General features: G+C 34.5%; 22 protein-coding genes. 12 read left to right on the top strand and 10 right to left on the bottom strand.

Going from position 1 to position 21,078, the window contains the following annotated elements:
* Positions 1-111: 111 nt before the first annotated feature.
* The gene (locus AC4D4A_RS09875; protein WP_490995750.1) at positions 112-1,335 is read right to left on the bottom strand and encodes an MFS transporter; all 1,224 of its coding nucleotides are present in this window, start codon (positions 1,333-1,335) and stop codon (positions 112-114) included.
* Positions 1,336-1,345: 10 nt separating this feature from the next.
* Entirely contained in the window at positions 1,346-1,765 is a 420-nt protein-coding gene (locus AC4D4A_RS09870; protein WP_490995749.1) for a MarR family winged helix-turn-helix transcriptional regulator, read from the bottom strand.
* 179 nt (positions 1,766-1,944) lie between these two features.
* On the opposite strand from AC4D4A_RS09870, the gene AC4D4A_RS09865 reads away from it, so the two are divergent.
* Complete coding sequence (locus tag AC4D4A_RS09865) at positions 1,945-2,565, top strand: FMN-dependent NADH-azoreductase (RefSeq protein WP_490995748.1); 621 nt, start codon at positions 1,945-1,947, stop codon at positions 2,563-2,565.
* A gap of 119 nt (positions 2,566-2,684) precedes the next feature.
* Here AC4D4A_RS09865 and AC4D4A_RS09860 read toward each other — a convergent pair whose 3' ends face one another.
* Both AC4D4A_RS09860 and AC4D4A_RS09855 read right to left on the bottom strand, forming a co-directional pair.
* Entirely contained in the window at positions 2,685-3,545 is an 861-nt protein-coding gene (locus AC4D4A_RS09860) for an EamA family transporter (protein WP_490995747.1), read from the bottom strand.
* A gap of 310 nt (positions 3,546-3,855) precedes the next feature.
* Complete coding sequence (locus tag AC4D4A_RS09855; protein WP_490995746.1) at positions 3,856-5,388, bottom strand: FAD-dependent oxidoreductase; 1,533 nt, start codon at positions 5,386-5,388, stop codon at positions 3,856-3,858.
* 142 nt (positions 5,389-5,530) lie between these two features.
* On the opposite strand from AC4D4A_RS09855, the gene AC4D4A_RS09850 reads away from it, so the two are divergent.
* The 5 genes from AC4D4A_RS09850 to AC4D4A_RS09830 all read left to right on the top strand — a co-directional run bounded on the left by AC4D4A_RS09850 (position 5,531) and on the right by AC4D4A_RS09830 (position 7,811).
* The gene (locus tag AC4D4A_RS09850) at positions 5,531-6,004 is read left to right on the top strand and encodes a DUF2243 domain-containing protein (protein WP_490995745.1); all 474 of its coding nucleotides are present in this window, start codon (positions 5,531-5,533) and stop codon (positions 6,002-6,004) included.
* The gene (locus AC4D4A_RS09845; RefSeq protein WP_490995744.1) at positions 5,997-6,455 is read left to right on the top strand and encodes a hypothetical protein; all 459 of its coding nucleotides are present in this window, start codon (positions 5,997-5,999) and stop codon (positions 6,453-6,455) included. Before AC4D4A_RS09850 ends, AC4D4A_RS09845 begins: the two co-directional genes overlap by 8 nt.
* 101 nt (positions 6,456-6,556) lie before the next feature.
* Positions 6,557-7,354, top strand: a complete 798-nt coding sequence (locus AC4D4A_RS09840) for a type II toxin-antitoxin system SpoIISA family toxin (protein ID WP_490995743.1) — start codon at positions 6,557-6,559, stop codon at positions 7,352-7,354.
* A gap of 47 nt (positions 7,355-7,401) precedes the next feature.
* Complete coding sequence (locus tag AC4D4A_RS09835) at positions 7,402-7,581, top strand: hypothetical protein (protein WP_490995742.1); 180 nt, start codon at positions 7,402-7,404, stop codon at positions 7,579-7,581.
* 92 nt (positions 7,582-7,673) lie between these two features.
* Positions 7,674-7,811 carry a hypothetical protein gene (locus AC4D4A_RS09830; protein WP_490995741.1) on the top strand — a complete coding sequence of 46 codons (138 nt, stop codon included), beginning with the start codon at positions 7,674-7,676 and terminating at the stop codon, positions 7,809-7,811.
* Between the two features lie 85 nt (positions 7,812-7,896).
* Here the strand turns inward: AC4D4A_RS09830 and trhA are convergent, their stop codons facing one another.
* Positions 7,897-8,547 (bottom strand): PAQR family membrane homeostasis protein TrhA, encoded by a 651-nt coding sequence (trhA, locus tag AC4D4A_RS09825; RefSeq protein WP_490995740.1) that lies wholly within the window; start codon positions 8,545-8,547, stop codon positions 7,897-7,899.
* Positions 8,548-9,005: 458 nt separating this feature from the next.
* On the opposite strand from trhA, the gene AC4D4A_RS09820 reads away from it, so the two are divergent.
* Positions 9,006-9,884, top strand: coding sequence for a Cof-type HAD-IIB family hydrolase (locus AC4D4A_RS09820; protein ID WP_490995739.1), 879 nt, complete (start codon positions 9,006-9,008; stop codon positions 9,882-9,884).
* A 293-nt stretch (positions 9,885-10,177) separates the two neighbouring features.
* A complete protein-coding gene (locus AC4D4A_RS09815; protein WP_490995738.1) occupies positions 10,178-10,615 on the top strand; it encodes a GNAT family N-acetyltransferase in 438 nt (145 codons plus the stop codon).
* Between the two features lie 288 nt (positions 10,616-10,903).
* Here AC4D4A_RS09815 and AC4D4A_RS09810 read toward each other — a convergent pair whose 3' ends face one another.
* Entirely contained in the window at positions 10,904-11,278 is a 375-nt protein-coding gene (locus AC4D4A_RS09810; protein WP_490995737.1) for a YuzC family spore coat inner layer protein, read from the bottom strand.
* 441 nt (positions 11,279-11,719) lie between these two features.
* Between AC4D4A_RS09810 and AC4D4A_RS09805 the strand changes: the two genes are divergently transcribed.
* The 3 genes from AC4D4A_RS09805 (at position 11,720) to AC4D4A_RS09795 (ending at position 15,858) form a co-directional block, all read left to right on the top strand.
* Positions 11,720-13,102, top strand: a complete 1,383-nt coding sequence (locus AC4D4A_RS09805) for a DHA2 family efflux MFS transporter permease subunit (protein ID WP_490996018.1) — start codon at positions 11,720-11,722, stop codon at positions 13,100-13,102.
* 291 nt (positions 13,103-13,393) lie between these two features.
* Positions 13,394-14,836: a UDP-N-acetylmuramoyl-L-alanyl-D-glutamate--2,6-diaminopimelate ligase gene (locus tag AC4D4A_RS09800; protein WP_490995736.1), complete on the top strand. Its 1,443-nt coding sequence runs from the start codon at positions 13,394-13,396 to the stop codon at positions 14,834-14,836.
* 167 nt (positions 14,837-15,003) lie between these two features.
* Positions 15,004-15,858, top strand: a complete 855-nt coding sequence (locus AC4D4A_RS09795) for a DegV family protein (protein ID WP_490995735.1) — start codon at positions 15,004-15,006, stop codon at positions 15,856-15,858.
* A gap of 56 nt (positions 15,859-15,914) precedes the next feature.
* On the opposite strand, the gene AC4D4A_RS09790 is transcribed toward AC4D4A_RS09795, so the two are convergent.
* The 4 genes from AC4D4A_RS09790 to AC4D4A_RS09775 all read right to left on the bottom strand — a co-directional run bounded on the left by AC4D4A_RS09790 (position 15,915) and on the right by AC4D4A_RS09775 (position 20,000).
* Positions 15,915-16,805 carry a DUF6612 family protein gene (locus AC4D4A_RS09790; protein WP_490995734.1) on the bottom strand — a complete coding sequence of 297 codons (891 nt, stop codon included), beginning with the start codon at positions 16,803-16,805 and terminating at the stop codon, positions 15,915-15,917.
* Between the two features lie 706 nt (positions 16,806-17,511).
* Positions 17,512-18,582, bottom strand: a complete 1,071-nt coding sequence (locus AC4D4A_RS09785) for a DUF3900 domain-containing protein (RefSeq protein ID WP_490995733.1) — start codon at positions 18,580-18,582, stop codon at positions 17,512-17,514.
* A gap of 200 nt (positions 18,583-18,782) precedes the next feature.
* The gene (locus tag AC4D4A_RS09780) at positions 18,783-19,244 is read right to left on the bottom strand and encodes a hypothetical protein (protein ID WP_490995732.1); all 462 of its coding nucleotides are present in this window, start codon (positions 19,242-19,244) and stop codon (positions 18,783-18,785) included.
* A 312-nt stretch (positions 19,245-19,556) separates the two neighbouring features.
* Positions 19,557-20,000 carry a hypothetical protein gene (locus tag AC4D4A_RS09775; protein WP_490995731.1) on the bottom strand — a complete coding sequence of 148 codons (444 nt, stop codon included), beginning with the start codon at positions 19,998-20,000 and terminating at the stop codon, positions 19,557-19,559.
* Positions 20,001-20,274: 274 nt separating this feature from the next.
* Here AC4D4A_RS09775 and AC4D4A_RS09770 point away from each other — a divergent pair, with 274 nt between their 5' ends.
* Entirely contained in the window at positions 20,275-20,439 is a 165-nt protein-coding gene (locus AC4D4A_RS09770) for a hypothetical protein (protein ID WP_490995730.1), read from the top strand.
* Positions 20,440-21,078: the final 639 nt, after the last annotated feature.

Raw genomic sequence — 21,078 nt, 5'->3', positions numbered from 1 at the left:
GAATATTTCTTGGAGAATGTGAATGCTATTATGCTGAATGGAAATCGAATTAATAGAAAAAAGCGGAATATCCAATCTCGGACCTTCCGCTTTTTTCCTTAATGGTGATCTTTAATTTGATTTTGTTTGCTCTAGCTTTATTAATTTATTGCGCATCTCTAAAGAATCCTTTTTTCCATGCATAAAATAGTAGACTATGATTAAGGTCAATACGAGAATCGACATGATTAGATAGAGATTTCGATAGCCAGTGAAAGGAATAATCATTCCAAGTACATATGGGCCAATTCCGAAGCCTACATCCAAAAAGATAAAAAAGGTTGCTGTTGCTAAACCGATTCGGTGAGGAGGAGTCACTTTTACGGCAATAGCCTGAGTTGTAGATTGGATATTCCCAAAACCGAGTCCAATAATGGCGCCGGCTAAAAGCAAAATAAATCCGTTATTAGCATAGCTTAATAGAAGAAGTCCAAGGGCAAAAACAAGTAAGCAGGGATACATAATAATATTAGACCCTTTTAAATCTAATAGGCGGCCAGTAAAAGGTCTTGACACTAAAACCGCTGCTGCATAAACGACAAAAAAGAAACTTGCTGCTTCAACTAATTGAATCTCTTCTGAATAGAAAGTAATAAATGATAAGACGCTTGAATAGCATAGGGCTCCCAGCATCATAACAATGGCAATGGGGATAGCCTTTGGTTCAATAAAACTGGAGATTTTAGCTTTATTGTTTTCTGATTCAACAGAAGTGTGAGATTGTTCATTTTGTATTTTTAATAGAAAGGCAGTTAAAAAGCTAACAGCTCCCAATGCTATACAAAAGCTGAAAATGACTTCAAATGTTGTATGCTGTTTTAAATAAATACCTAAAAAAGGACCAATCGCAGTAGCAAGAGTGGCACTAAGGCTAAAATACCCAACCCCTTCACCCCGTCGTTCTGCTGGTATGATTTGCGCCACAATGGTACCGGTAGCCGTACTTGCAATTCCTAATCCGATTCCATGTAATAAGCGGTTAACCATCAAAAATGATAAGCTATTAATCCCAAAATATAAAATAGTTGTTAATGTAAAAACGACAAGTCCGAATAATAATATTCTTTTTCTGCCGTATTTATCGATAATTCTACCTGTCAGCAGTCGGCCAATAAGTGCTCCAATAATAAAAATTCCGGTAACCAGTCCTGCTTCACTCGTTGAAGCACTGAATTGTTCAACAGCATATACAGAAATAGAAACCATTAATAAATAAAAAACAAGTGTTAATAAAAAATTAATGGCGGATACAATAATAAAATCCTTTGTCCATAATTTTGCTCGTTCCGTTTGCATAGTTATCTCCTTACTCATTAAAATTTTGCTTAATCCTTTCTATAATATTTAGGAATTGTTCTTGTTCATCTGCCGTAATACCTATTAACTTTCCATTCTGAAATTCATCAATCTCACTTCTTACAACTATATATTGTTCCTTTCCTTTAGCAGTCAGTTGAATATTTTTCTTCCTTTTATCTGAGCTTGAAAATGACTGAATATACCCTTGCTGCTCGAGGCTGTTGACTGTGCGGGTTATCGCTGGCTTTTCGATACTTTGATATTTAGATATCTCAACAAGGGTATGTGGCCCATAATTAAAAAGGATATACATAATTGTCCATTGTGGTCTGTTCAAAGCGTATCTAATTAGAATTTCATTTAACTGGTCAATATAAGGCTTATGCACCATAGACAACTCGTGGAATAATTGTTGATGTCTTTCCATTTTTCCTCCCTGTTGAATAGTTACTTTAGTTAACCAATTCAATTTTTTATTATGGCAGAGAAGGGGAGGAGATGTCCAGTCTTTAAATAATGGTAAAACATAGGCATATTATTTTGCTTTGAATTCAAACTATATTAAAATAAATTTACAAATCATATAACTTACATGGAGGTATACATATGACTAAAGTTTTATTTGTTAAAGTAAACGATCGACCAGCAGACCAAGCTGTTTCTGTTCAAATGTACAATGCATTTTTACATGCATATAAAGAAGCAAATCCAACTGATGAAATTACAGAGTTGGATTTATTTCAAGCAGAACTCCCTTACTATGGGAATGCGGCGATTACCGCTCTTTATAAAAACAATCAAGGAATCGAATTAACAGAAGAAGAAACTAAATATGTTAATTTGGCAAATCAATATATCGATCAATTCTTATCTATGGATAAAATTGTATTTGCTTTCCCTCTTTGGAATTCAACTGTTCCTGCACCATTAATTACGTATATTTCGTATTTGGCTCAAGCCGGAAAAATGTTTAAGTATACAGCTGAAGGTCCGATAGGGTATGCAGCTGATAAAAAGGTTGCGCTATTGTCTGCCAGAGGCTCTGATTACTCAGCTATACCAGGAGCGGAAATGGCAGTTAATTTAATTAAATCTGCTATTAGCCTTTGGGGAATTACTAACCCAGAAGTTATGGTTATTGAAGGACATAATCAATACCCAGACCGTACGGTTGAAATTGTTGCAGAAGGTCTTGAGAATACAGCTAAACTTGCTGCCCGCTTCTAATTTAGAAATATCAATACTGCATGGATAGCCATGTACTTTACTATATATAATTAATAAAAACAGTGGGAATCACTTAAGGATTCCCACTGTTTTTATTTTTTGATATAATACCGCTTTGACTAAAAAATAAGCAGAATTGTACCAATCGTGATCGCAATACCACCAATAATCGTATTTTTATTTGGTTTTTCTTTTAGAATGATAAAGCTTAAAACCATTGTAATGACTACGCTGAATTTATCGATAGGAGCGACGATGGAAACCTTTCCGATTTGTATGGCAGCAAAGTAACACAACCAAGATAGGCCTGTTGCGATACCCGATAGGATTAAAAAGAGATAGGACCTATTAGAGATTGTTTTAAGATCTTTTTGCGTCCTTTGGAAAAATACAATACTCCATGCAAAAATTAAGATGACGACAGTACGAATGAAGGTTGCGACATTTGAGTCAACATCCTCGATGCCGATTTTCGCCAATATACTGGTTAGTGCTGCAAAAACAGCTGATAAGACAGCCAGGAAAATATACGATTGAAAAAAGCCTTCTTTCTTCTTTTTTTCTCTTTTACCGATCAGAATAAAGGTACCAATCGTAATGATAATCCCTCCTGCAATCACTAACGGAGTCATGGGTTCCTGAAGGATAATAAAGGATAAAATAATCGTAATAACGACGCTCGACTTATCAATGGGCACCACTTTTGACACGTCACCAATTTGTATAGCCTTAAAAAAACATAGCCACGATAGGCCGGTGGTTATACCTGATAAGATAATGAAAATCCATGCCTTAGGTTGGATAGTATAAAGCTCATCCCATTGCCCGGTTATTCGAACAACGGCATAAGCCATAATTAGGACTACAAACGTTCGAATCGCAGTGGCCAAATTTGAATTCACATTATTAATACCGATTTTTGCTAATATGGACGTTAAGGCTGCAAATAAAGCAGCCAGTAAAGCTAACAGTATGCTCATGAAAATCCTCGCTTATTTATGTACTTAGATTCGGATTGTTCCTCTGGTAGTATCTACCTTTCAATATAACTCAATTCTATTTAAAAAGTCATTTGGTTTCATATACTTATGGAGAACTTATTTCGCCATTTTTGATGTCCCAGTAATAGTTTAAAGGATTAAGTTCTTAAGCAGCATATAAACCTTTATTAAAATCATAAAAAATACACTTTTTATGTCACATAGAACGTCTATCCGGCATAAAAAGTGTATTTAGTTTTAAAACTCAAAGGAAGTATAGATGGAATTTAGGATCTCGTTTCCCAATCTATTAATTCAACCGTTCCAACGGTTTAACTGCTGGGCCTTCTATGACTTCCCCGTTGGATGCAAAGCGGGATCCATGACATGGGCAATCCCAGGAGCGTTCTCCATTATTCCATTTCACTTCACACCCCATATGGGTGCAGGTAGTATCTACTACACAAACGTTACCTGTATGGTCGCGATAGGCACCGGCTCTTTTACCATTAAAGGTAACGATACTGCCTTCATCGGGTTTAAGTTCATCAGGACTGATATCTTTATCAGCAAGTTTTCCTTTAATTAATTCTTTTGCTACATTTATATTTTCTTTTATGAATTTACCGGCAGATTGTATATTTGTTTCTGAACGAGTAGGGGTAAACAGATCAAAATATGGATTTTCTTTTCCACGTACTAAATCAGTTAAAATTAGAGCAGCGACAGCTCCGTTCGACATTCCCCATTTCCCAAAACCAGTTGCAACAAAAATATGATCCTTCATAGAAGAATATGGACCAATATAAGGGACATGATCCAATGTTTCTAAATCCTGTGCTGACCATCTGTATGGAAGGTCATTGACTGTGTAATACTTTTCGGCAAAATCCTTTAGTGCTTCATAATGCTTAAATGGATTTTCACTTTGACCGGTTTTATGACTTTCTCCGCCGAATAATACCAGAGTTTTATCCCCATCTTTTGTATGGCGGATAGAGCGTGTAGGCTGGTCCGCACTAATATACATTCCATCTGGAAGGTCTTCCTTGATTTCAGCGGCAACAATGTAAGAACGTTTAGGGCTCAGGCGAGAGAAGTACAGTCCCTGCATATCATAGAATGGATAATGGGAAGCAATCACAACTTTATTGCAATAAATGGTATGTCCATTCTTCACTTTAACCTGAACAGGTCCTTTATCGTCATCTTCAATAGCTTCTACTGGCGATTGTTCAAATACTTGTCCGCCTTTTTTTATAATCAGGTTTAAAATATGGCCTAAAAATTTAACTGGATGAAATTGTGCTTGATTAGGCATAATAATGGCATTTTTGATTGGATAAGGCAAAGGTAATTGTTCGACAAGTTTACCTGGAATGTCTAGTTTTTGATAAGCTTCGAACTCTGACTTGATTTTCTTTTCAAATGTTTCAGTTTCTGCGTAAAGGATGGCATCCTGCTCTTCATAATCACAATCAATCTCTTCTTCTTTGTAGAGAGAATGGATAAATTCAAGGCCATCCATATTTGCCTGATAGTATAGCTTTGCTTTTTCTTCACCTACCGTGCTAATCAGTTTGTCATAAATCAAACCATGCTGGGCGGTTATTTTTGCTGTTGTATGGCCTGTTGTTCCATTCATCACTTCGCTTGCCTCAACTAATGCAACCTTTACTCCTTTGCTGGCCAATTGATAAGCCGTTAAGATACCGACTATTCCAGCTCCAACTATAACAACATCTGTTTCTAAATCATTTTGTAGCTTATTAAATTTTAGTTCTTCATGATTCTGCATGAACTTCGTCCAATATGAACTCGATTGATTTGGTAATTGATTCATTTTAACCCCTCCGGTTTTTCCAATATAGTATATAGATACCCATGTTTTGTTAAAAAAATCAGCTAATCATGATAAACGAGTTGTTTACGAAGAAGACTGATTGGATATTAAGTAAAAAAATGGGTGCTGGAGGGGATTTTGATTGAGGAATCAAACTAAAAAGAAATTATTAGTAATAGGGAGCTTTCTGCTGGGATTCGGCTTCATGGGGGCTATGGATGGGATTATTTTTCATCAACTTTTACAATGGCATAGTGTGGTGATGGAAACGAGTCGCTCAGGCCAAATCATGAGTGATGGAATCTTTCATTTTGCGGTGACGATCGCTTTGGTTGCAGGGGGCTTTATTTTATGGCTTGCAGGTAACCCATCAGACCAAAATCGGGGCATCAAAAAGGTTATTGGTTGGTTTTTAATTGGCTCAGGTTTATTCAATGTGTTGGAAGGAATTATTAATCATCATATCCTTCAGATTCATAGGGTAAAACCAGGTGATCCAAATGCTTTATTTTATGATATAGCGTTTCTGATAGTGGGAGGTATTTTATTTTTTATTGGTCTTTTATTGAAAAAAAGTGCCTCCAGAAATAAGGGTGGGGAAGAGATTCATGTATAGAATAATTAGCTTTATTATTATCGCTGGTTTTGTATCCATCATGCTGTATTTTCATCAACAAAGCAGCCATTTCGGCAAAGATGCTCATGCGGGGCATACCGGAAAACATGATGGATTAGAAATAAGCAATATAAGTGAAGGGGAAATCCCGGAAATCAATGGGTGGATCAAGCAGGATCAAACAGGGAGTTGGATGCTGAAAATAAACACAAAAGACTTTTCCTTTAAACCTGAAAAACTTGGTTCAAATGACCAACAAATCAACGAGGGACATGCTCATCTATATATAAATGGAGATAAAAAGAATAGAATTTATGGTCAATATTATGATTTAGGAACACTTAAACCAGGGGTGTACAAGGTGAAGGTTACGTTAAATACCAATAATCATAAAGTACTAATGTATAACGGTAAGGAGATTGCCTATCACTATAAACTAAAGGTGAAATAGATCACAAACATTCATCCGACAATTCAGAAGATATACCTATATGGTAATATGGGATTAAATGGTATGATTATTCATATAAACGATTATCGATGGAGGATGAAATGTTTGGAAAAATTTATATTGCTATTCTAGTATGTTTTTCTCTCGTTTCTTGTATGATGGCCATCGTAAAACCTTCCATATTTGACTTGCATTTAAAAAATTTCCGCCGAAGCCTTTATACGTTATTTGTGATTTGCCTCGGGATCGGCATTATTGCAGGCGGAATAAATATAACCAACTGGACATATATATTAAGCTTAACTGCAATCGTGGTTTTTATCGATTTATCTGTTCTTTTAACACCAAGCATTTTAAAGATATGGCAGGCAGAGTTTATAACAGGGTCTGAATTTCTTGAAGCTACTATAAAGGAAAATGAAAAGATTCAACGAGCGACGGTAACAAAGGTAGAGCATATGTCCGTATTAGTACAGGATGCTATCTATTATTTTGAGCAAAAGCCTGTTCCTGAAAACGGAGAAGAATATGAGAGTGAATTAAAGAAATATCTTGCCCTGTATGGTGATGAATTTGGTTTGTCAGTAGATATCAATCAATACGAAGCGGACGAATCGATGGACTTAGATATATCCGTCAGGGAGAGAATTAAACAGAAGCTTATCAGGATTGATCATATACATAATTTCGATTTTAATCAGCAGCTTTTACAGAGCTTTACGGATTCGATTTTCAATTTAGAGGTTATCACTCTCGAAGATCACGATGCTTTGTTAATTCCTATCCATTTACAAATGTATAATTTTATTATTGTTTTAAAGAAAGACAAGGGCATCCCCATTGAAGTGGATGGTGTTCATATTGCTAATTTAGTTCACATTTATGATTCGTTTATGTAAAACTTTGGTATAATAAGGGTATAAAAGATAAGGAAGAGAGGAGTAAGATGGCTATGAGGCGTAGGAGAAATAACATTCAGTCTGAAGAATCCGCTGAAATAATGGAGAAAAACTCTCAGGCAGGTCCAAAAATCACCCATCTCTCTGATAAATCAGTCAGTAAGCAGACAAAGAAAGTAAAAGAAATGAATAAAAAGGCATTGGCTTATATATACTCGGTAAAATAACAAAGTTATGGAACTTTGTTATTTTTTTTGTATTGCTTTTTCGTTTTATAACATAAGCTATAACAATAAGCACATGTTAGGGAGCGAAAAATATGACATCTAAGAATGTAACAGAACAATCAGGAAAAAATAGAAGGTACACAGTTTTGGGTAATAAGGCATTACGAGTTAGTAAAATGAATCAAGAAGCCATTAGGGTTTTAAAAAAACTTCGAGGCAGGTTTGGATAAAAGAAGAGACTTTAGGCTAAATAGAACATTCGTTAAAGATAAAAAAGACAGCTTCCGAATAGGGAAAGCTGCCTTGAATATGTGATTATTTATCCCATGGGAGTAAATAGAAGAGTATACAGAAGAAAAGCATAACACTCCCGGCGATAACGAAAAGATGCCAAACGGCATGATGGAATTTGAAGCCTCTCCATACATAAAAGATAGCACCCACCGTATATAGAATACCTCCAGTAACTAATAAAATCATTCCATTTGGCTCAAGAAAGTTGACCAATGGTTTCCATGCGAAGACAATCATCCAACCCATAACTATGTATAGGAGTGTTGATACAATCATATATTTTTTAACAAAAAATGATTTAAAAATTGTTCCCCCAACAGCGATTCCCCAGACAATACCGAATAAAGTCCAACGTGTCCAACCGTCCAATACAATAAAACAAAATGGTGTGTACGTACCTGCTATAAAAAAATAGATAGCTGAATGGTCGAATATTTCAAATACATTTTTAGCTTTGCCATGAGGCAAGCTGTGCAAAAGAGTGGAACACAGATACATAAGAAGCATGGTTATCCCAAATATAGTAAAACTGACGATATGCCAAGCGGTACCATATATAGAAGAATAGAAAACCAGCAGAACCAGGGCTGCTATGCTTAAAATTACACCTAAGCCATGGGTAATTGCATTTGCGATCTCTTCCCCTTTACTATAAACATGAATGTCCTTCATTAAATTTCCTTCTTTCTAGTACAATATGAATTATTATCATTAGTATAATGCAATATCATTAGTTTGTAAATATTAACACTCTATATTGTTGTTATAATATTATGTTATATAGTTTTAATAACTACTTAATATCCTTTTTGTGTTTTTTATGTAGAGAGAATAGAAAAGGCTATATTGACAGATTATATAAAAGTTTATTTGTAAATTTACATTTGATCAAGAAAAGGAAATCAGTTATCGAGGTTTCCTTTTTTCTAAATTTATTTACGTAGGCTTGTTAAAAGATAGATTTTGCATACCAAAACTCACATTATTTCTTCTAATGCTTGTTGCTTAATTATTCGATAGAAATCTTTATTTTTACAATTATAAAAATGGGTGCCTTCTACGAATTTGATGAATATAATAGTATACTAGTATGGTATTTAATTAGGTTATAGTAAAAGGAATGATAGACATTGAAATTAATCGCAACAGACATGGATGGGACTTTGTTGAATGAAAAGGGTCGTATCAGTAACGAGAATATTATTGCAATTGAGAAAGCCCAAGAGGAAGGGATTCAGGTAGTAATTGTTACGGGAAGACCATACAGTTATGCTTTAATGCCATTGGAATTAGCTGGATTGTCTTGTCCAATCATTGCATTAAACGGAGCTGAAATAAGAGAAGAACAGGGAGAAGTATTAAATAAACTCCCATTACAAAAAGAATGGTGCCGCTCTATTCAAAATGTACTGGAAAATAAAAACGTATATATCGAGTTTTTTACTAATGTTGGAGTTTTTTCTAAAAGTATGGAACAGTATATTGATATTAGAATGCAATTAAAAATGGAGAGATTCCCAAATGCCGATGAGGCTCTAATGCTAGAGGATGTTAGAAGAAGAGCGGAGGAACGATTTAAATTTGAACATTGCCAATTTGTAGATAACTTTGATGGTATATACCAGAATGAAGAATTGATTATCTATAAGATTTTAGTATTATCAGCTGATATGGATGCATTGGCACGTATAAATAGCGAGTTAGCCGGTCAAACAGAGTATATCATTACCTCTTCGGAGCGCGGAAACATAGAATTTAATCATCCAAAAGCCCAGAAAGGAACATCCTTAAAGATATTGGCTGATCAATTTAATATTGAGATGAAGGATGTTATGGCACTTGGTGACCATTTAAATGATGTTTCCATGCTTCAGCTGGCTGGACGTGGAGTAGCCATGGGAAATGCTTCTAATGAGGTGAAAGAACTTTGCCACTATCATACTAAAACGAATGTGGAACATGGTGTTGCTTGTGCGATTGAAGAAGTCCTTGCAATACGGCAAGGTTAAGGTAGTTAATGTTTGATTACCGCTTAAATCAAGGTAAGATATTTGCTTCACCATTAATGAGTTTAATTCTAACCAGCTCACACTTTATATGTGATACATGATTCTCTGCTGATTCTAACGTGATAGGTCTATTAATTTTTAGTTGTTAACATCCGTATATACATTCATTTCATTTATAGAAATATGTAAAACAATAGCGAAATGGAATGGTTGGTGTATAATGGTAACGGAGCTGACTCCGTAAAATTTTGCAGGGTTATAATTGATTTAGTTATAACCTCAGGAGGAAAAACATGACGATAATCACAGAAAATATTATGGAATTGATTACGGTTGACCAGTGGGATGATGCCTATTCAATTATGAAGCAATTACGTACTGATTTGGATAAGCATTCGTATTTAGAATTAATGAATCAAATGCATAAAGAAGGGTACAGGCTTTTTGCATTGTTTTTAGGTGAAGAAGTGGTAGCTGTAATTGGTGTTAGTTCTCGTGTAAACTTCTATAATAAACGTCATATCATTGTTCATGATTTGGTAACAACTGAAAGTAAACGTTCGAGAGGATATGGGGAAAAGCTGCTTGTTTTTATCCATGAATGGGCTAAGCAAAATGGTGCGAATTATGTAGCGTTGGAATCTGCTCTTCCACGCACGGATGCTCATCGTTTCTATGAAGAAAAGTTGGGCTACGATAAATGGTGTTACTCCTTTCGTAAAAAGCTGTAATAAATGATGTCAGATCTTGCGGAATGCCCTTCTTTCGGCATAAAAGGTGCAAGCTTTGCATATTTTCATTTTTTTGCCTTTATCATTTTGATATTTGCGCAAATCTTTATCTTTCTTTTTGCAAATGGAGCATTTATTAAAAAAAGTGAACATACAAGATTTCTCCTTTAGGAATATAGTATAAAATAATAGTAGCATAGAACTATCCGTATGATAATGAATTACAAAAAATCCGAAGAAATGTTGTTAAATCAGCATTTCTTCGGATTTTTTATGTTGTCTAATGACTTAAAATGCTTCATGCCACAGCATGGTTATGGTTAAGGCGCTGCTCGAGTCATTTGGGTTGCCTGGGAATAATTTAATTAATATGGCTCCTGGTGTAAAGACTACCTCTGGGCGATGCTTTAAAGGTAAACTGTTCAGCATTCTTAAGATTTCATTTTTTTGCCCTTGCTGAGCATACGTCATTATTTGTCTTGAAAACTGAGGGTTGTTTTGGATGTGGTTAGTTATGGTGTAGGCATCATTTATAAGCTCCTTGGCGACGCCAGCTGAATTAATAAATATTACTGGTTGTACTGGAGGAAGCTGACGATCATAATTTTGGTAATTATTATGGTAACCAGGGTGCATGTTATTCATGTCATATGGATTATTCATATTCCTATCTCCTTTTATTAAATAAATTATAAATGTCTGGATGGTCTATAGTATTCATACCTATGAAGCGGACAGGCGATCGGTGAATCCTTGGATATGTAAGGAAAAGATGTTCAGGGTAGTTAATTATAGGGTTAAATGAGCTTTTACTTATCTAATTACTACTTGTTTTATTCGAATTTAGTAGGGTCTTTAACTTTGGCAACCTGTATAAGCAGGTTGTCTTTTAATTCAAGAAAAAAATACCACCTATAATCTGCTTTATATAAGGCATGATATATCAGAAAAATATAGGAGTATCTATATAGACATATAGATGATCTAGCAGATGAACTAAGTATAGGTGAATTAGAAGCTTTTTGATGTGAAGTTATAGGAGGTATTTCATTGAATGTTGGAAAAGTGAACTTAGAAGAGAAAAAGGCGTTCAGAGCTGTACCAATGATGGCAGTATTGGCAGTTGCAGCATTCATTGGTTTATTCAGTGAAACAGCGTTAAATTTGGCTCTAATTAATATTATGCATGACTTTAATATAGAAGCTTCAACAGCACAATGGCTAACCACAGGATATTTATTGACATTGGGAATTTTGGTACCAGTTTCGGCCATCTTAATCCAAACGTTTACGACCAGGCAACTGTTTTTTTTCTCTCTGGCTATGGGGATTTTGGGCACATTAATCGGTGGACTTGCTCCTTCATTTCCTATTTTGGTTTCGGCGCGAGTCATCCAGGCCATTGGAACAGCTATTCTTTTACCCTTAATGACTAATTGCACGCTTATTATTTTTCCTCCGCATAAACGTGGGTTAGTGATGGGATTAATGGGGCTTGTTATCATGTCTGCTCCTGCATTTGGACCAACCTTCTCTGGAATCATTGTAGACCAGTTAAGTTGGCACTGGATTTTTTGGACATGTTTGCCAATATTATTGCTTTCCTTGGGTGCTGGGATATTTTTTATGAAAAATGTTACAAAACTAACCAAGCCAAAAATCGATATAAGGTCAGTAATACTTTCCTCAATTGGGTTTGGCGGGATTGTTTTCGGATTTAGTGCTGCCGGAGAGGGCGGGGGTGGATGGGGAGAAGCGCATGTGTTACTCCCTATTGGAATCGGTCTATTTTTCTTGATATTGTTCTCCTTCCGTCAAATTTATACTGACAATCCAATGATTAATTTGCGCGTCTTCACTTACCCGATGTTTTCCCTTGGTGTATCATTGGTTTTTTTAGCTATGTTAATGATTTTATCGAATGCCATTTTATTACCGATGTATTTAAAAGGAGGACTACTATTATCGGCATTTACAGCTGGTTTAACGCTTTTGCCTGGTGGGGTAATGAATGGGATTATGTCCCCAATTAACGGAAAATTAATGGATAAATATGGGGCGAGGTGGTTGGTGGTTATTGGGTTTGTATTAACTAGTATAGCGAGTATTTTATTTTTACAAATCACAGCTGATACTCCTTTGTCGACAATTATTATAATGCACGTTTGCTTATCAATTGGCATTGCCTTTATCATGATGCCTTCACAGACAAATGGCTTAAATCAATTACCCAAAAAATATTATCCTGATGGGACCGCTGTCATGAGCACGCTTCAGCAAATTGCTGGAGCTATTGGAACTGCATTGGCTATTACCTTTATGACAATGGGGCAAAATTCATATTTAAATGAAGTAGGGAGTAATCCTAATTCAGAGGTTCTTATGGAAGCTCTCATTTACGGTGTGAAAAAAGGGTATATTCTGATAATGGTTGCGTCATTTACCGGGTTATTATTGTCTTTATTTCTGAAAAGAGTGAAAGTATAAAAAACTCCTTAGTTGATTAAGGAGTTTTCTTTTTGGGTAAATAGGCCTGTTTTTTTGAAATAACTGTATATATTTAAGTAAAAATAATCAAAAAGTGTAAAAAGGTTTATAAGTTTGTAAATAGAGGAATTTAGGTATAGGTATTGTTCTGTTTGTATAATATGAAAGCTAATACAAAACATATAACTAACTATCTTTTATACAGATAGCATTCGGAAAAGATAATGAATTACCATATAATACCACAGAAAATATAAAAAGAAACAGAAGAACATAAGGGGTTGCTAAGACTTGAAGCTTAAATATTTGTTGAGTGATATCGCTAACGTGTCAGATAAGGATAGAGAAATAGATATTACAGGGATTGCTAATAATTCGTTGGATGTAAAAGAGGGGTTCATATTTGTAGCCATTACAGGATTTCAGGTGGATGGGCATACATATATTGAGAAGGCAATTGAAGCAGGAGCAAGAGTTATAATCGGCGAAAAAGAAATCACTGGTCTATCCGTCCCATATATTAGGGTTGAAAACAGCCGTGCTATCCTGGCTGATTTGGCTAAACGTTTTTATCCAATGCAAGCAAATCGAACAATCATTGGAATAACAGGTACAAATGGAAAAACCACTACTTCTTTTATGTTGAAACATATCCTTGAAGCCTATGGTAAATCCTGTTCTTTATTTGGTTCGGTTTATAATTATATAAATGGTGAAAAATCTACACCATCTGTAAATACAACGATGGATGCATTGCAATTACAAAAAGAATTATCAAGAAGTAAAGATGAAATTGTCATTATGGAAGTGTCTTCACACGCACTGTCTCAATTTAGGGTGAAAGGGATTAGCTATGATTATGCCCTCTTTACGAACTTAGACCATGATCATTTGGATTATCATAAGGATATGGACGATTATTTTTCCGTAAAAGCACAGCTTTTCGCTCAATTAAAGCCAGATGGTACTGCTGTAATTAATACGAATAATAAATGGGGCAGTAAACTGGAAAGACGGTTGTGCGGTGCTAACCAAATTTCTTGTGTAGGAAATAAAGGAACTGATTTATATATCCAACAAAATAAAACGGGTGATATACATTTTGTATATAAAAATAAAGAAATCTATCCTATAAGGCTTTCTATTAAGGGAAAACATAATATCCAAAATGCGGCGCTTGCATTTCTAACAGCAAGAAATATGGGTGTACCAGGTGAAGTAATAATTGATGCACTGCAATCATTTCCTGGCGTGCCGGGAAGATTTGAAGTAGTGAATCATCCGACAGGTGCACAGTTAATTGTAGATTATGCTCATACTTGCGATGCTTTTGCACAATGTCTTAAAACCGGAAGAGAAATGGGGGCAAAGCGCATCATTCATATATTTGGATTTAGGGGAAATCGCGATGTGACAAAGAGACGTGGTATGGTTGAAATCTCGGAAAAGCACAGTGATTTATGTATTTTAACGTTGGATGATTTAGGGACGGAATCTTTTGAGGGGATGATAGAAGCACTCCATGATTTAAAGCCGGCTGCTAAAGGGAAGGTCATACCGGATCGTACGTCGGCAATCGAATATGCCTGGAAAATCGCAAAAGAGGGCGACTGGATTTTTATTACGGGAAAAGGTAATGAAGTGTATAAAAATACGTATCTTTTACCGACTAATTCCGACATAGATACATTAGCTTATCTTTCAAAAGAGGAAGAAACAGTTAAGGTAATTTGAGCCTTGGCTGCAAAATTTGTTGAATAAATAATAATAAAGTCGAATTTCCAAGAAAACGTTTGACTATAGTAAGTAGTTAAATTATATTAAGTATGTAGTAATGATTACTACATACTATTTTTAATATAAAATTGGTCATACCATTTTGTTTAAAAGGGGAAGAGGGAATGAAACAAGAGCCACCAAGAATTGCTTGGATTACAGACACGACATGCACATTAAACGAGGATTTTATTAAAAAGTATCGAATAAATATTATTCCTTTACAAATTGTTATCGATGGAGTTTCATACAAAGAAACCATTGATATTACAGAAAAAGAATTTTACGAAAGAATGGCAAGTGAAAATACCACTTTCCAATCATCACAACCATCAATTGGTGAATTTGTTGAATTATATGAAAAACTGAAAGAAGAGTATGATTATGGAATAGCGTTCCATTGCTCGGGTAAACTATCAGGTACTTTTTCTACATCTGTAATGGCTGCTGAGCAAGTAGGTTTTAAATTGTTTGCAATTGATTCACGTACTGGATCTTACCCTCTTTCTTATTTGATGAAAAAAGGTATAGAGTTATTCGAACAGGGCTTTGATGCTGAAGAAATTGTCAGACAAATTGAGGAAATCAAAATGAATGCAAGGCTTTTTCTTATCCCGTCCAATCTTAATCAGCTCCATAAAAGCGGCCGAGTTTCTGGAAGCCAAAGGCTCATTGCTAACTTGTTTAATATTAAGCCTATTCTTTCTATAGAAACAGAAGGGGCTAAAATTAGAGAAAAAGTTAGAACTGAAAAGAGAGCCATTCATTATATTTTAGATTTATTAAGAGAAGATATAAAAGTATCTAAAGTTAGTAAAATAGTAGTTATCCATGCTGATGACGAAGAAAATGCGCGTAAATTGGAAAAGCAAATAAATGAAGAATTTAACTCCATCCCTACTGAACGAATGCTATTAGTTCCTGTTGCTGGAGTCCATACAGGAGTAGGAACAATCGGCGTTTCATGGGTATGTGAATAAATAATAAACTTAAAAAACTAAAGCTCCTTATCACGGAGCTTTAGTTTTTTTAATAGTTACATACTGGTTGGATCATTTAAATTTATTTCGCTTGGATTATCCAATGCTTCCTTAGGAAGTACTATTTTATCAATTTTATTATAGTCATAGTAGCTAGAATCAATACTTTGTTCTAAAACAAGGGAATTTCCGTTTTCTGACACACCTATATTCATATCAACATTCATGGCCGATGGCAAAAAGGTTTTTTTATCAATAAATATTTCATATTCGACTTCTTCTAGTGTCATAGATTTCATGGCCTTTTCTAATTCAGGTATATTAGTAGGTAATGATCCTTTTACATATTCATTTAATTTTTCATCATTTCCTGCTAAAGTTAAAACATATTGATCAGCTTCCTGCTCAAAGGTAAAATCATCTGCAAATGATTCTAGATCTTTCAGAGAATCTAATTGATTCGTGCCCGGCTGTAAATTAAGTGCTTTTGCCACTTCTTCATAGTCTGCATTATATTTTCCCCACTTATCTCCCTCGACATCATACATGAAAAATCCTTCATTAGTTAAATATTGTTCGATTTTACCTTCATGTTCTCCGGTTGCCGGATTATTATAATAAACTTCAATCTGTTGGTGTAAGGATAGAGGTTCCTGGATCATTTTAGAGTCTGTCCTTGTTTCTGTGGTCATAACAATTCCATCTGCTTCAGTAGATATCTCTTGCTCTATATCTAATTTAAGACCAAGACTTTTAACTTCAGAAGAAGCCACAACCATTTTTTTATATACTTCCTTGGCTGTTAGCTCAGATTCACCATTTTTGGTTTCCTCTGCCTTTGCTACCTCATTGCCATCTTTAGATACCGGTGCAGCTTCCTGATTACAAGCAGTTAAAAATAAAATCAAAATAATACTTCCCAAAATAGATACTGACTTCTTCAACATATGTTCCTCCTTGATAATGAATTACTGAAAACAAAGTACATTCTCAGCATACTAAGCAAAGCATTTTATGTATAAATTAATTGCAAGTTTGCAAGTGCTTATCTGAATGGTCAATCGGACTTATGATCAGGAAATGAATTTTTTATGTCGGAGATGATACATAATGAAGAGAGCATATGGAGGTTATTCATACGGGTAATGATCAAATCAATAATAACACAATACCCTAAAATTTGTAAAAAATGCATCTTTATAAAAATAATTAATATTTTGTTTGAATATAATTTTAGCAACAGAATTCATAGTTATATAAGCGATCTAAACAAAATACAAGAGAAGGGGGCAAAAGCTGTTGAGAATTCTGAATGGAGGATACATCTACATTGGATCTAAATTTTAATAGTATAAATGATATTCTAAAAGTACCCAAAGAGTAATTGGATAAATGGAAAGGATTCAGACTCATCATATATAGCTGGTTTTGACAGAATGAAGATAAAATTTCTTTACCAGAAAAGATTTGCAGAAAAATGGATTATCTTAATTTCCAACCAATAAATTGTGTTTATAAAAAATGAGAATAAAAAAATAAGCTGCCGACTCTGTCGACAGCCTAAAAACCATCTAATCTAGTGGTTATGATACATCAGAATTTATAGCTTTAAAATCAAAAACCCTCTTTAAATTATGAAATTCATACTATGATTTAAAAAGTATTACTTTCATACGTCTTCTTATTTATTTTATCGATAACCCTATGAAGGTCATCAGGTTTGTGGAATTCAATAGGGGAGAATCCCTTCTCAAATAAGATTTGCTCTGCCTCAATCACCAATACGTAACGATTGTTAATTTTGGCTAAATGAATGGTTTCACCAAAATCGGCCAGTAATCCTTTAATATTCGTATTATCCAGCTTCATTTTGAGTTCAATATCCGGTTCTTGTTCAACAATTTGAGCTGCTGCTTCAACAACTTGTTCAGTTGTTAATCGTTCCTGAAGCTCACGCTTTGGACTGTCAGCCCAGATTTCAATAGCTTCTTCAAACTGTCGACGTTCTTCACTTTCGGGCTCATATACTTCACCAATATGTTCCTGTACCATGTCAATGACATGATTCTTTACTAATTCTTGTTTAGATTCACCATACTCTACAAATTTTAAAAAATCTTCGAAATAGCGGGCATGTGAAGATTGATGAATTTTTAATTCGCTTTCCTCAATCATGCCTTCTTCAGGCATATGAGGGTATAGAATGGATTTCATATTTTTAGTGGTAATGGCCATCTCGACATTACGAATTAATGTTTTTTCATCAGAAATGGAAGCGACCTTTGGTTCGAAATCACATTTCATCAAAAATAAAAATCGATGCTCGAAAAACTTCCGCGGTACGGCTGAAGCCATTACAAACACACCGCCTCGGACTGCACTTGTATCAAGATAGGCATGAACGAATTCCTCACTGAATGCTTTAAAATCTTCTTTATTATCAGCGAAGCGAGTACGGTTAAATGCATTGTAGTTTGGATTTGAATCCAACGTATGACCTGGTTCAATTATAAAATGGCCCAGTTTTGTTGGTACTTGTTCTGAATTGGGATGACGATCGACTTTACGCTTTACGATTTTCTTGAATTCACCATCAAGGAAATCTTTAAGGGCACTTTCCTCATATTCATCTGTATCAAGTGTTTGATAATTTTTAGCTATAGGCTGTTCCTTATCTTCTGTTTCCACAACAAAGAAAGATAAAAACTTAATCTCAAATTCCATGTTATACACCTTTTTTCATTAGAGTCAGCCATTTCAGTATCCCAAAACAGGGGTATTTCGTCAATGAAGACATGGTCGAATGTTGTAACTGGGGAGCTTAGAGTTCAAAATAATCCAACTGTCTGATTTTTAAACTCACCTTAGTGAAGGAATAATAAAAGCGAATGAAGGGATGCTTCATTCGCTTGGAAGGCAGACTTTCAGAAAGCTTCTATTCCATTTTTATGATTCCTGTTAAGGACCAATAAACGTCTTTTTAATTCATTGGCATATAGGATATCATTATGTTTCATTGCTATATTAAGTAAATCTAATAAATCATCAAGTGTCAGATGAGAGGTTGATTGTTCGTCATCAGAAGGCATTTGATTTAAACTTCGGTTATCATCATTCTGATTGATATAAAAATCGGTGAAAATATCAACTAATAAAGCATCCGTGATTTTTTCTCCATTTGTTTCGGGTAGTCGATTCTGAGACTCAAGTTCTTCTACAACACAATCGAACCCTTTATCTGATAAAGAAAACTCTCCGTCCCTACCGAATAATTGCTTGAAAATAGTAAGTAGGATTGGTGTTGTTAATGATATCAATAGCTTTTCATATACAGTTTTTGTCTGTCTTATTTCTGATACTATGATTTCCTTTGTTGTTGACTTCATTTAAATCCCCCTCAAAAAATAATAATCGCACAATATTTTGTTGGGACCATAATAACATATACCTTTATATCATTTACACTGTAGCGAACTGAATAATTGCAATTGTCACAATATAGTAAATAATTTACCTTTATTAGAAGGAATACCCTGTAATTAGATGACATCTTTGTTGGACATACTTCTTTATGTGATCGCTTGGCAAAACAATCTATTTATAATAGTTGCTGGTCAATTTTGGTCACTTTATTGTAATTGACAATTGTACGTAATAAAAAGGATGCCTCTAATAAAGCATCCCCACATTTATATTGTTTATCGTAATAAAGAACAAATTTGAGAAAGGCGATTTTTAATATGTTCTGCATAACGTTCATCATGATCTTCGTTTGCGAAATTAAGTAAATCCAGTAGGTCATCTACAGTTAAGTCACTTGTTTCTTCTGTGGAGTTCTCTTCATCGTCCTCAAAAATAGTCTCAGCAGTTACGTGCCGGCCAATCATGTCATAAAATAAATGAATCAGTGTTGAACTGGCGTATGGCACAGAAGTGTTTGGTAGCTCTTCCTTGTGGCCTTTCAATTCAGTAAGAAGTTTATAATAAGCATTTTCACTTAACTGGTGTGTCCCGGAAGGTCCGAATAAATTATAAAACATTTTTATAATAATCGGAGCTGATAAAGAATGTAATAATTTTTGAGAAACTTGGCCTGATTGATTTAGTTCTGCAATAATTGTCTGATATGTGTTTTTTTTCATCTTATGACCTAACTTTCCTTTTTTAATAATCTATGATAGAACAAATGGTGAAAAAAACAAAATATTTTGATTTCATATGATATAAATATGAACTTTATATTTATAATTACAGCTAACATAAATCATTCGTACTGCAAGGATTTATGGCTTGTTTTGTTTGATGTCCTCAGGAACTACGGAAATGTTATTACAAAATAAAGAAAAATAGGTGTTAACATTTGGTAATGGATTGCGGTATAGTGAAAGTAGAAGACTACCAGAAAGGTTGAAGAAGATGGCTCATATTATATTATTTAACAAAAATATGCTCACTATTATTATTTCTTTTATAAAGATGATTTGCTCTGCACTATTTGTTGGATTCATTGCTGTAGCTGGTATAGCTTTAGTGATTTACACATTTATGATATTAGAAGAACTGATTTCCTCGATTATTTAGGTTGTGCACGCTATAAACACATAGTTAGAAGTTGGATTAAAAATGAATGATTACATATAAGTCAAAGTTTTGAATAGAGTATCTAAAAACCACCAAAAGTATAATAAGAATTAACTACATAGAAAAGATGACAGTTTGTCTCTGCATTGGTCATTAAGATTTAGTATATTAAATCGGAAATTGTAAAACTACATGAATTTTGTTCTAGATATTTTAAAATAGGATTTGGCTGCTCCAATCATAAAAAAAAAGGATGCTAACGCCTGGCGTTATTCTTTTATAGTATGATTGGTAATTCAAGCTGTTTGAATGCTGGCACCAGGACGACGCTATGAATTATATTCTTTTTTCCGTATTAATAATTCCACCCATGTAAACTCCTTGTTCAGACTTGTACATACACAGACTTCGTAAGTGTTGACCACCCCAAAAATTTTCTTCAAACATCAAGACAAGCACTGGGGAACTAGTCCTGTTTCTGAGAACGTGTTTGTATATATTTTTTCTATTTTTACAGTCTTTTTGAGCTGTCTATTCATCCTACCGTATATAGTTTTAAGGGGAATTAACCAATATAACCGCGAACTACTTCTGATTAAGATGTTCTTCTCCAGATTTATTAACAATAGAAGCAGTACT

It is taken from the genome of Pradoshia sp. Z5_111, assembly GCF_058267535.1.
The sequence above is the reverse complement of the archived record's forward strand: the minus strand, read 5'-3'. Positions and strand labels throughout refer to the sequence as shown.

Excerpts from the sequence above, each read along its gene's own strand:
- AC4D4A_RS09790 (WP_490995734.1), bottom strand. The coding sequence starts at position 16,805 with ATGTTGAAGAAGTCAGTATCTATTTTGGGAAGTATTATTTTGATTTTA.
- AC4D4A_RS09780 (WP_490995732.1), bottom strand. The coding sequence starts at position 19,244 with ATGAAGTCAACAACAAAGGAAATCATAGTATCAGAAATAAGACAGACA.
- AC4D4A_RS09785 (WP_490995733.1), bottom strand. The coding sequence starts at position 18,582 with ATGGAATTTGAGATTAAGTTTTTATCTTTCTTTGTTGTGGAAACAGAA.
- AC4D4A_RS09810 (WP_490995737.1), bottom strand. The coding sequence starts at position 11,278 with ATGAATAATCCATATGACATGAATAACATGCACCCTGGTTACCATAAT.
- trhA (WP_490995740.1), bottom strand. The coding sequence starts at position 8,547 with ATGAAGGACATTCATGTTTATAGTAAAGGGGAAGAGATCGCAAATGCA.
- AC4D4A_RS09855 (WP_490995746.1), bottom strand. The coding sequence starts at position 5,388 with ATGAATCAATTACCAAATCAATCGAGTTCATATTGGACGAAGTTCATG.
- AC4D4A_RS09840 (WP_490995743.1), top strand. The coding sequence starts at position 6,557 with ATGTTTGGAAAAATTTATATTGCTATTCTAGTATGTTTTTCTCTCGTT.
- AC4D4A_RS09770 (WP_490995730.1), top strand. The coding sequence starts at position 20,275 with ATGGCTCATATTATATTATTTAACAAAAATATGCTCACTATTATTATT.
- AC4D4A_RS09835 (WP_490995742.1), top strand. The coding sequence starts at position 7,402 with ATGGCTATGAGGCGTAGGAGAAATAACATTCAGTCTGAAGAATCCGCT.
- AC4D4A_RS09775 (WP_490995731.1), bottom strand. The coding sequence starts at position 20,000 with ATGAAAAAAAACACATATCAGACAATTATTGCAGAACTAAATCAATCA.
- AC4D4A_RS09875 (WP_490995750.1), bottom strand. The coding sequence starts at position 1,335 with ATGCAAACGGAACGAGCAAAATTATGGACAAAGGATTTTATTATTGTA.
- AC4D4A_RS09845 (WP_490995744.1), top strand. The coding sequence starts at position 5,997 with ATGTATAGAATAATTAGCTTTATTATTATCGCTGGTTTTGTATCCATC.
- AC4D4A_RS09815 (WP_490995738.1), top strand. The coding sequence starts at position 10,178 with ATGACGATAATCACAGAAAATATTATGGAATTGATTACGGTTGACCAG.
- AC4D4A_RS09870 (WP_490995749.1), bottom strand. The coding sequence starts at position 1,765 with ATGGAAAGACATCAACAATTATTCCACGAGTTGTCTATGGTGCATAAG.
- AC4D4A_RS09865 (WP_490995748.1), top strand. The coding sequence starts at position 1,945 with ATGACTAAAGTTTTATTTGTTAAAGTAAACGATCGACCAGCAGACCAA.
- AC4D4A_RS09860 (WP_490995747.1), bottom strand. The coding sequence starts at position 3,545 with ATGAGCATACTGTTAGCTTTACTGGCTGCTTTATTTGCAGCCTTAACG.
- AC4D4A_RS09795 (WP_490995735.1), top strand. The coding sequence starts at position 15,004 with ATGAAACAAGAGCCACCAAGAATTGCTTGGATTACAGACACGACATGC.
- AC4D4A_RS09805 (WP_490996018.1), top strand. The coding sequence starts at position 11,720 with ATGATGGCAGTATTGGCAGTTGCAGCATTCATTGGTTTATTCAGTGAA.
- AC4D4A_RS09830 (WP_490995741.1), top strand. The coding sequence starts at position 7,674 with ATGACATCTAAGAATGTAACAGAACAATCAGGAAAAAATAGAAGGTAC.